Origin of the sequence: Streptomyces synnematoformans (assembly GCF_039531005.1) — a bacterium.
Taxonomy (GTDB): domain Bacteria; phylum Actinomycetota; class Actinomycetes; order Streptomycetales; family Streptomycetaceae; genus Streptomyces; species Streptomyces synnematoformans.
Window position 1 is genome coordinate 1 of the sequence record NZ_BAAAPF010000258.1, and the last position, 10224, is coordinate 10224.

Annotated in this window: 9 protein-coding genes; 3 read left to right on the forward strand and 6 right to left on the reverse strand. The window is 75.2% G+C overall.

The features are described 5' to 3' along the window. Positions 1-795 (reverse strand): DUF4429 domain-containing protein (locus tag ABD317_RS27885; protein WP_344293161.1); only part of this gene is annotated, 795 nt, incomplete at its 3' end. Positions 796-934: 139 nt separating this feature from the next. Between ABD317_RS27885 and ABD317_RS27890 the strand changes: the two genes are divergently transcribed. Beyond that, the gene (locus tag ABD317_RS27890; RefSeq protein ID WP_344293163.1) at positions 935-2557 is read left to right on the forward strand and encodes an alkaline phosphatase D family protein; all 1623 of its coding nucleotides are present in this window, start codon (positions 935-937) and stop codon (positions 2555-2557) included. On the opposite strand, the gene ABD317_RS27895 is transcribed toward ABD317_RS27890, so the two are convergent. From ABD317_RS27895 to ABD317_RS27905, 3 genes are read right to left on the reverse strand one after another with little or no spacing between them, the layout of a single operon-like run. Further along, positions 2499-3980: an MATE family efflux transporter gene (locus ABD317_RS27895; RefSeq protein WP_344293165.1), complete on the reverse strand. Its 1482-nt coding sequence runs from the start codon at positions 3978-3980 to the stop codon at positions 2499-2501. The genes ABD317_RS27890 and ABD317_RS27895 overlap by 59 nt on opposite strands. Further along, positions 3981-5660, reverse strand: a complete 1680-nt coding sequence (locus tag ABD317_RS27900; protein WP_344293174.1) for a lipopolysaccharide biosynthesis protein — start codon at positions 5658-5660, stop codon at positions 3981-3983. A gap of 47 nt (positions 5661-5707) precedes the next feature. After that, entirely contained in the window at positions 5708-7018 is a 1311-nt protein-coding gene (locus ABD317_RS27905) for a glycosyltransferase (protein WP_344293176.1), read from the reverse strand. A gap of 141 nt (positions 7019-7159) precedes the next feature. Here ABD317_RS27905 and ABD317_RS27910 point away from each other — a divergent pair, with 141 nt between their 5' ends. Further along, positions 7160-7645, forward strand: coding sequence for an adenylyltransferase/cytidyltransferase family protein (locus ABD317_RS27910; protein ID WP_027755939.1), 486 nt, complete (start codon positions 7160-7162; stop codon positions 7643-7645). Here the strand turns inward: ABD317_RS27910 and ABD317_RS27915 are convergent. Next, positions 7605-8348: a CDP-alcohol phosphatidyltransferase family protein gene (locus ABD317_RS27915; RefSeq protein ID WP_425582453.1), complete on the reverse strand. Its 744-nt coding sequence runs from the start codon at positions 8346-8348 to the stop codon at positions 7605-7607. The genes ABD317_RS27910 and ABD317_RS27915 overlap by 41 nt on opposite strands. A gap of 144 nt (positions 8349-8492) precedes the next feature. On the opposite strand from ABD317_RS27915, the gene ABD317_RS27920 reads away from it, so the two are divergent. Next, positions 8493-9521 carry an SCO2278 family lipoprotein gene (locus tag ABD317_RS27920; RefSeq protein WP_344293170.1) on the forward strand — a complete coding sequence of 343 codons (1029 nt, stop codon included), beginning with the start codon at positions 8493-8495 and terminating at the stop codon, positions 9519-9521. Between the two features lie 28 nt (positions 9522-9549). Here ABD317_RS27920 and ABD317_RS27925 read toward each other — a convergent pair. Further along, positions 9550-10224: bifunctional DNA primase/polymerase (locus ABD317_RS27925; protein WP_344293172.1), on the reverse strand; the 675-nt coding region annotated here is incomplete at its 5' end.

The window sequence follows — 10224 nt, forward strand, 5'->3', positions numbered from 1 at the left end:
GTCCCCCGCCGGCAGCGCCGGCTGCCCCGCCTCCGGCCCGCTCAGCGCGCCGGCCGCGCCCGGGGCGCCCGGGGCGGGGGTCGCCGCCTGCGCGTTCGGGTGCGGCAGCCGTACGGTCACCGCCGCCGCCAGCAGTACCGCCGCCCCCGTCTCCTTCCTCGTCCCCCACAGCGCCAGCGTGTGCGGGTCCTTGTCGGGGTCGAGGAAGACCGCCGTCCCGTGCGGCCGGAACCGCAGGCCCCCCGACTCCAGGCCCGAGGCCCCCGCCCACTCCACGCCCGCCAGTTCGGCCAGCGGCAACGTCCGGTTCCCGACCCGCTTCTTCGAGTCCTCGACCAGCCAGTTCCACTCCAGCCTGAGCTGCTCGCCGTCGAACGTCGCGGTGCCGTCCAGACCGGAGGCGGTCAGCGGCACCGCGGGGCCCGGCAGCAGATAGCGGTCGACGGGCCCGTCCGGCACCTCGTCGAGCAGCAGCGACCTGCGTACCTCCTCGGCGAAGTACTCCGCGACCCCGCCGCGGTCGCGCTCCGGCCGCAGCAGGTACGGGTTCGCCGCCTCCGGCAGCCGCCCGCCGGCGGCGCGCAGCAGCGGGCACGCGCCGTCGCGCAGCCGCAGCCGCAGCAGGCCGCCCTTGCGCCCCGGTTCGTACGCGATCCCCGCCACCGCCGGCAGCGGCACGGCGACCTCGCCGAGCAGCTGCCGCAGCTTGTGCACGCCGCGGTCGCGGCCGGGGACGATCCGTATGACGTCGCCGTCGAACTCCCAGCTGCCGTCTTTCGCGAGCACCTCGGCCATGCCGCGAGTCTAGAGAGTCCGGAGCGCCGTCCCGGAACGGGCCGATCGTGTGGGATCCGCGGCAGACGTCGACGCTCCGTCACCTGACCGCCGCACAGTGTATGGACAGCGGTTGCCACCAGCAACTGCAATACCGCGCATGACGCCTCCCAACCCGCAGGACGCCCTGCGCGCCGCCGCGGCGCACGTGAGCCGCCGCCGCTTCTTCACCGTCACCGGTGCCGCCGCCGCGCTCGCCTTCTCCGTGGGCCTGCCGCGGGCACACGCGGACGAGCCGGCGGACCCGGGGCGGATCCGCCGGGAGCCCTTCACCCTCGGCGTGGCCTCCGGCGACCCGACGCCCGACGGCGTGGTGCTGTGGACCCGGCTCGCACCCGCGGCGTTCGAGCCCGACGGCGGCCTGCCGCAGACCCCGTTCCTCGTCCACTGGGAGATCGCCCACGACGAGGGCTTCCGCCGTGTCGTCCGGCGCGGGCGGGAGCCGGCGCACCCCGAGTTCCACCACACCGTGCACGTCGAGGCCGACGGGCTCGCCCCCGGCCGCCCGTACTACTACCGCTTCCGCGTCGGCCGCTGGACCAGCCCCGTCGGCCGGACGAGCACGGCGCCGCGGCACGGGGAGCACAACTCCTCCCTGCGCTTCGGCGCGGTCGCCTGCCAGAACTACCCGGGCGGCTACTACACCGCGTTCCAGCACCTCGCGAACGAGGACCTCGACGCCGTCTTCCACCTCGGCGACTGGATCTACGAGGGCGCCGTCGGCTCCACCGGCGGCAGCCGCGCCTACCCGCCCGGCACCCTCCCCGACGTCTTCAACCACGAGACCGTCACGCTCGCGGACTACCGGCTGCGCTACGCCCTCTACCGCAGCGACCCCGACCTGCGCGCCGCCCAGGCCGCCCACCCCTGGATCCTCACCTGGGACGACCACGAGGTCGAGAACAACTACGCGGGCGCGATCTCCCAGGACAACCAGCCGCCGGAGGAGTTCCTCGTCCGCCGGGCCGCCGCCTACCGGGCGTACTGGGAGAACCAGCCGCTGCGCAGGCCGCAGCGGCCGCGCGGCGCCGACCTGCGGCTGTACCGGCGGCTGCACTACGGCACGCTCGCGCAGTTCGACGTCCTCGACGGCCGGCAGTACCGCAGCGATCAGGCGTACGGCGGCGTCTGGGCGCCGCCGGGGCCGGACGCGGACGACCCGGGGCGCACCATGCTCGGCGAGCGGCAGGAGCACTGGCTCGCGGACGGCTGGCGCGAGTCGCGGGCGCGGTGGAACGTCGTGCCGCAGCAGGTCGTGCTGGCCGAGCGGCGCAGCGAGCCGGCCGCGGGGTACCGCGTCAGCATGGACGCCTGGGACGGCTACACCGCCGCCCGCACCCGCTTCCTCGACGCGGCCGAGGCGGCGGGGGTGGAGAACCTCGTCGTCCTCACCGGCGACGTGCACGTGCACTACGCGATGGACGTCAAGCGCGACTACGCCGACCCGGACGCGCCCGCCGTCGCCAGCGAGATCGTCGCCAGCTCCATCAGCAGCGGCGGCGACGGCGCCGAGCGGCCGGCGAACTACGACCGGCTCACCCAGGCCAACCCGCACCTGCGGTTCTACGACGGCCGCCGCGGCTACGTGACCGTCGAGCTGACCCGCGAGCAGTGCCGGGCGGACTTCCGCGTCGTGCCGTACGTCACCGCTCCGGGCGCCGGGGTCACCACCGCGGCTTCCTATGCGACCGAGGCCGGGAGGCCCGGGCTGCACCGGGTGTGACGGAGCCTCCCGGGGCCTCGGCGCCGCCGGTGCCGGTGCCGGGGCCGGGGCCCGCGCCGCTCGCGGCCGCGCGGCTGACGGCCGCGACCCTGAGCCACAGGGCCGCGGCCTTCAGCGCCGAGCCGGCGCACAGGCCCCAGGCCGCGCCGCAGGCGACGCCGGCGGCGTAGCCGGTGCGCATGCAGCCGACGGAGAGCAGGGAGAAGACGACCTGGATGGGCAGCGTGCTCTCCGGGCGCAGCACGCGCAGCGTGAGCAGCGCGCTGGTGCCCAGCGCGATGCCCGCGTACTGGCTGCCGGTGGCCGGCAGCAGCGAGGAGGTCGCCGCCCAGGTGTCGCCGAGGAGTTCGCGGCCGGCGGAGTCGGGGAGGACGACGAGCACCGTCGTCCAGGCGGCGGCGGTGCCGGCGAGCAGGGCCGCGAGTGCGGCGGCGGAGCGGAGCTTGCTGCGCAGGTTCGGGATGCGGTTCATCACCGGCGGGCCGAAGGACGTCGCGGAGTTGTAGAGGACGTTCATCGGCCCGTAGAGGGTGGTGGCGCCGCGCAGCGCGCCGACGGCGAGCTGGCTGGCGACGAACCCGAGGCCGATGACCGACAGCTGGGTGGCGCCGTTGCCCACCGCGAACTCCACCACGAAGCGGCGGCCGAGGTGTCCCCGGCGCAGGTAGCGCCGCCAGTCGCCGCGGGCGCCGCGGAGCCGGAACGCGGCCAGCGCCAGGCAGAGCAGCAGCGCGGGCAGCGCGGACGCGCCCCAGACGGCTATCAGCCGCGCCGGGGACGAGCCGTCCGGCTGCAGCACGAGCGCCGGGACGGCGACGACGAGCCGCAGCAGGTCGCCGAGGAGGGCGTGGTGCGGCAGCCGGAGGGCGGCGAAGCAGTAGCGCAGGACGTCGTGGAGCAGCACGACGGGCAGCACCAGCCCGAGCACGGCCAGCCCGTGCGCCAGCTCGCCGGGCACCGGCGCGAGCAGCAGCGCCGTCAGGCCGCCGACCGCCGTGGACGCCAGCGTCGAGAACGTCACCGCCGACCGGCAGGCGGAGGCGACGCCGGTGGCCGGCCGGGCCGGCGCGTCCGGGTCGGGCTCCGCCCAGGAGGGGATGACCGGCCCCTCCGGCGCGGTGTCGGGCGCCCCGCCGGCCGTCACGCCCGTGCCCCCCGCGCCGCCACCACCCGTGCCGTCGCCGCCCCTGCCGCGGCTGGCTGTGCCGCGGGCCCCGCCGCCGTCGCGCTCCAGCACCAGCGCCTGGCCGACGTAGCTGCTCTGCACGCCCAGCACGACGGTGAACGTCATGTAGACGAGGGAGAAGACCGCGAAGCCCTCGGCGGACGACTCCCGCGCCGCGACCACCAGCACCGCGATGTTCGTCAGCGCCGCCACGCCCTGGTCGGCGACGGAGGAGGCGATCGCCCAGCGGGCGCGCATCTACCGCCGCGAGGAGCGCACGGCCCGGCTGTCGGCCGGGTAGTCCGCCCCCGTGGGCTCGGCCGGCGGCGCCGGCGCCGCCGTGCCCGTCCCCGCCTCGGCGCCGCGGCCGTCAACCCGGTCGCCGCCTCTGCTGCCGCCCTTGGCGGACCGGCCGCGCCCGCCCGCGTCGGGCTCGCCGCTGCCGTGCGAGTGCAGCACGGCGCCGAGCACCGTGCCGCCCGCGCCCGATATCAGCTCGCGGATGCGTGCCAGGTCCTCGCGGTGCACCTGCCGCGGGTCGCAGACGACGAGCACGCCGTCGACCCGGTCGGCCAGGGCCAGCGCGTCCGCGTACGACAGCACGGCCGGCGCCAGCACCACCACGACCGACCCCGGCGCGTCCGCCTCCGCGATCAGCTGCGTGGCGGGCGCGGACGTCAGCGCCCGCGCGGCGTTGCGCACCCGGGTGCCGGGGATGAGGTCGAACGCGCCGGACTCGCCCGCGTCGATCGGTATCTGCAGGCCCGTCGGCCAGCCGCCGTCGCCGCGCGCGGGCGTACGGGCCCAGCCGGGCCGCACCCCGTCGGCGGCGCTGAGCCGCGCCGACAGGCTCGGCGTGCGCAGGTCGGCCTCGACGAGCAGCACCTCGTGCCCCATCTCCACGAAGGACGCGGCCAGGTTGACCGAGACCGCGGCGGGGATGTCTATGCTGCCGCGCGGCGCGACCACCAGCAGCCGCCGCCGGTCGGCGAACCGCTGGTCGTAGGCCAGCCGGAAGGCCATCGAACGGTACTCCTCGGCGACCCGGCCGGTGGCCAGCAGCCCGCCGGGCCGGCGGGTGCGCGGCAGCGTGCCGAGCACCGGGGCGTGCAGCGCCCGTACGACATCGCTCTCCGAGCGCGCCGTGGGGTCGAATACCAGCCGCACCCAGGCGACGAGCAGCCCGAGGCCCACGCCGAACGCGGCGCCGAGGCCGAGGAGCATGAGGAGACCCGGGCCCGCGGGCTCGGCGGGCGGCGTGGCGTCCCGCACGACGTGCCCCGGCGTGGTGTCGAGGGCCTGCAGCTTGGCGCGGTCGGCGGTGATCTGGCCGATGCTCTGGCTGAGCGAGGAGCGGGCGGAGAGCGCCGACTCCAGGGCGCTGCCCTCGCCGAGCGACTCGATCTCGTCGTCGAGCGCGTCCCGCTCCGCGACCAGGGGTTTGACCTGTTCGTCGTAGGCCTCGACCATGTTGTCGATGGTGCGCCTGCTCTTGTCCTCGCGGTACGCGAGGTAGGCGGCGGCGAAGGCGTTGGAGCGCTCGGCGGCGGTCTCGGGGTCGTCCGCGCTGTAGTCGAAGCGGAGCACCAGCGTGTTCGGCGGGTTGGTGACCTGCAGGCCGTGCTGCAGCTTCTCGCCGTCCTCGGGGTGGCCGACCTCCTTCGCGGCGATCCTGGCCACCGCGTTGCTCGCGGCGGTCTGCCGCTCCGTGCCGATGTTCTCCTTGATGGCCGTGGCGTCGCTGCCGGAGGCGAAGGGGTCCAGGCTGACCTGGCGGAGCGTGACCTCGCTGGAGGCGATGTACTCGTCGCCGGAGGCCAGGGCGATCCAGCCGCCGCCGAGCAGCCCGAGGACGACGCCCAGGACGATCATTCCGCGGTAGCGCAGGAGCTGCCGGAACTGGTCGCGCAGCAGGTCCGGCTCGTCCTGCGGCTGCATGGCAGGGCTGTCGCCCGGAGCGTGCTGTGACATGGTCTCGGCCCCCCTCAACCGGTCTTTTCAGTATGGGGGACGGGCCCCCCGGCCGGCTCCCCGGCCGCCCTCGGCCTGTGGACGACCGGCGGGTTGTGGACAACGGCCTCCGGGGACCCGTCGGGGACTCCGTCGAGTGCCTCGTCCAGCAGCGCCGTGATCCGGCCCAGACCCGCCTCGCTGCTCAGGTGCTCCCGCACGTACACCGGCCCCTTCGCGCCCAGCGCGGCACCAAGGTCCCTGTCCGCGGCCAGCCTGCGCACCGCCTCCAGCAGCGCCTCCGGGTCCTCCGGCGGCACCGTCACCCCGGCCCCCGCACGCCGCATCTCCGCCGCCGTGCCGCCGCCGTCGGCGACCGAGGCCACCACGGGCCGGCCGGCGGCGAAGTACGAGGTGAGCTTCGACGGCACGCTCATGTCCAGCACCGACGACCGCTGGGTGACCGCCAGCACGTCCGCCGCGGCCAGCACGTCGGTGAACTCGCCGGAGTCCGCGGGGGGCAGGAAGTCGAGGTTCGGCAGCCCCGCGCCCAGGGCGGCGAGCCGCTCGCGCTGGTTGCCGTCGCCCATCAGCACGACCCGCAGCGAGGGGTCCCGGCGGGCCGCCTCCACGAGCACCTCCAGGCCCTGCTTCAGCCCCATGTTGCCGGAGTGGAGCAGCACCGTCTGCCCCTCGCGCCAGCCCAGCAGCGCCCGCATTTCCGCGCGCGGCCGGGCCGGTCCTGCCACGTGGGACCAGTTGGGGACGACCCGTATCCGCTGCTCGGCCACGCCCATCGCGGCCACCCGCGGCACGAACGTCTCGTGGATCACACCGACCAGCGACGCCCGCCGCAGCACCCGGGACTCCACCGCGCGGGCGGCGGCCGCCGCCCGGCCCCCGCCGCGGATGCCGCTCTGCGCCGCGGCGGCGCCCATCAGGTCCTGCACCACGGGTATGTACGGCACCCCGTGGCGGCGGGCGAGGAGGGCGCCGAGCACGGCGCCGGCCAGGCTGGGCAGCTGCGCGACGACCGCGTCGGGGGCGGCCATGCGGGGCGGCGCGACGACGCCGTGGGCGAGGATCGACGCCTCGTACAGCGCGCGCCGCACGGCGGTCTGCCGCGCGGGTACGGAGTGCCGGCGGCGGTGCACGCGGACGCCGGCCAGCTCCTCGTCCCGCCGCCAGGCGCCGCGGTAGCCCTCGGCGACGCGCCAGTTCGGGTAGTGCGGCATCCCGGCCAGCACATGCACCTCGGCCCGGCCGGACTCGACCCAGTGCTCCGCGATCTGCGTCGCGTACGGGCCGATCCCCGCCTGTTCCGGCGCATAGTTGGTCGAAACCAGCAGCACCCGCGTCACCTTGCCACCCCTCGTTTGCTTTCCCGAAGCCCGGGTTGCACCTTATCCGCACCTGACCGTTATGGTTGACACTCCTGGCGCGCCGGGGGTTGCGCCACTATCAGGGGGAAGTATTTGGGGGGTGCCGTGGCGCACACGGTCGGTTATGCACCGGGTGTCTACGACCTGTTTCACGTCGGACACCTGAACATCCTCCGGCACGCCCGGAGCCGCTGCGACTATCTCGTCGCGGGCGTGGTCTCCGACGAGATGGCACAGCTGGCGAAGGGCCGCGCCCCGGTCGTGCCGCTGGTCGAGCGGCTGGAGATCGTGCGCAGCATCCGGCACGTGGACGCCGCGTTCGTCGAGACCGTGCCCGACAAGCTGGAGACCTGGCAGCAGGTCCGCTTCGACGTCATCTTCAAGGGCGACGACTGGCGGGGCACGCCCAAGGGGGACAAGCTGGAGGCCGACTTCCGGTCGGTGGGCGTGGAGGTGGTGTACTTCCCGTACACCGTGCACACGTCGAGCACGCAGCTGCGCCGCGCCCTCGACGCCCTCGACGGCCGCGGCACCCGCGGCGAGGCTCAGGTCAGCTCGCCGCAGACAGCTCCCGGAACCATTTCGCCATGAAGGCGGCGAGGAACAGCCCCGCCGCCGCGGCCAGCGCCGTGTAGCCGGCGAGGAACGCGCGCTCGCTGCCCAGCAGCAGGAACACCACGCAGAAGACGCCGTAGTCCACGGGCAGCAGCGCCACCGCACGCAGCCGCGACGGCGGCGCGGCGGGCGCGGGCGCCGCGTCCGCCGCGTCCGCCGCGGGCTGTGCCTGCGGCTTCGGCTTCGCCTTGAGCTTGTCGGCCAGCAGCCCGCCGCAGAAGATCAGCACGGCGGCCAGCTGGAAGCCCAGCGGCAGCAGCAGCCAGCCGTCCGAGGAGAGGTCGAAGAAGCGGTAGAACGAGACGAGCACGGCGGCGTGCACCGCGGTGACCTTCGCGCAGTCGACGACGTGGTCCAGCCACTCGCCGGCCGCGCTCGACTCCCGGCGCAGCCGCGCCAGCTGGCCGTCCGCCGAGTCGAGGGCGAAGCCGGTGACGAGCAGCGCGTAGACCGCGACGGCCATCAGCCAGCCGGGGCGTACCAGCGCGACGGCGGCGATCCCGCCGCCGGTGAACGCCGCGCTGAGCAGCGTCACGTGGTTCGGCCGCAGCCCGGCGGCGTACGCGGCCGCCGCGAAGACCCGCCCCAGCGGCCGGTTGACGTAGCGCGAGTAGAGCGAGACGCCCTTCGCCGTTTTCTGAGCTTTGCGCAACTCGCTCAGTGCTGCCCCGAATGTCATGCGCAGCATGATGATCGCTCGCACCCGTCCCGGGGAAGGGTTTTCGCCGCCGGGACGCGAATGAGAGCCGAATCACTGCGCGGCTCCCCGGCCCCGGCGGCGGATCCGGTCCCGGGCCGGTGCCCGGCCGCCGACCCGGGTAGGGTGACGCCGTTCCCAGGCCCCGCGCAGGAGTCGGAGAAAAAGATCATGCCGATACGCCGCTTCCGGGCGACCGTCGCCGCGGTGCCGTTGCTGGCGGCGACGCTGCTGACGGCCAGCGGGTGCGTCACGGTCCACGGCGAGGAGGTCCTCCAGCCGGCCGTGACCAAGGACGAGGCGGCCCGCGTCCTCGACCGGTTCGGGAAGCTGAACAACAAGGCCAACGAGGACTACGACCTCGGCGTCAACTCCCGTATCGAGGCCGGCGGACTCCGCGAGATCGACCAGGCGGGCCTGAAGGTGCGCAAGGAGGACTCCCCCGAGGGCAACCCCGACTACGAGCCCCTTGAGTTCAGCGACACCCGCTACCTGATCCCCCAGCAGCGCGGCTGGCCGCGGTGGTTCGTCGCCGACACCCTGACCAACCGCAACGACCTGCGCTGGTTCATGGTCTTCGTCAAGGAGGAGCCGGAGTCCCGCTGGCACGCCACCCACCTCTCGCTGCTCGACGACGCAGAGGTGGCCGCCATCGGCGAGTTCGCCGAGGACGGCGACGGCCACGTCCGCCGGGTGCCGCTCGGCAAGTCCTCGGGGCTGGCCGTACCGCCGGGGCGGCTGGGGACGGCGTACGCGGCGTATCTGAAGGACGGCGACGGCGACGACTTCGCGCCGGGGCAGCACACCTCCGAGCGGCTGGGCGCCCGCGAGCAGTACCGGCGTACGCCCGAGTACGTCACGCAGTACGTCGACGAGGCCACCCCCGAGTACCCGCCGGTCGCGCTGCGGCTGGCCGACGGCGGGGCGCTGGCGCTCTTCAGCAGCCGCCACTTCGTCAAGCAGACGATGGCCGAGGGCCAGGAGGTCGAGGTGCCGCCGGCGGCCGGCACCCTGATGAAGGGCACCCCGGAGAAGTCGCTGACGCTGGAGCGGGTCTCGCAGCAGGCGGTGGTGGTGCCGCCGCGCGACGAGAAGGGCGACGGGATCGTCTTCTACAACCGTCTGGAGGGTCTGGTCGGCGCCGAGGGCAGCTGAGGGGGGCAGGGGTCGCGGCGCGTACGCGTCAGCCCAGCGGCCAGGCCGCCTCGTGCTCCCGCTCCGCGCCCGCGTACGCCGCGCACGCGTCGGTCAGCGCCTCCAGCAGCGTCAGCGGGTCCGGCAGCGGGTGCTCTGGACCGCGCAGCCACGTCACGCCCTCGTCCCCCGGCAGCCGCGCCGGCGGCACCAGCACGTAACTGCCGCGGCAGTGCCAGCGCAGCCCCGGATGCTCGTCCGTGGTCTCGGGGCGGCAGTCCAGCTCGCACGGCCACCACTCGTCCTCGTCCTCGGGCGTGCCGCGGGTGGAGGTGAAGAACAGCATCCGCCCCGGCCCCGGCGGCTCCGGGCTGACCGCGACCGGCCCGGCCGCGACGCCCTCCGCCTCCAGCCGCGCCAGCGCCCGCGTGCCCGCCTCCAGCGGCACGTCGAGCACGTCGTGGCTGCGGCCCGTGGCGGTGACGAAGTTGGCCTCAGGCTGGGCGGCCAGCCAGCGCTCGACGCGCTGCGCGTCGGCGCTGGCCTGCGTCTGCCAGGCGAAGGAGACGGCGTGGCGGCCGGGGGAGGGGCAGCCGATGCGGTCGCAGGAGCAGCCGTAGCCCTCGGGGTACGCGGCGGGCGCCAGCGGCAGGCCGGCGTCGGCGGCGGCGAGCAGCAGCTCGGTGCGCTCGGGGGCGGCCGCCTGCAGGCGCTCCGCGGCGGC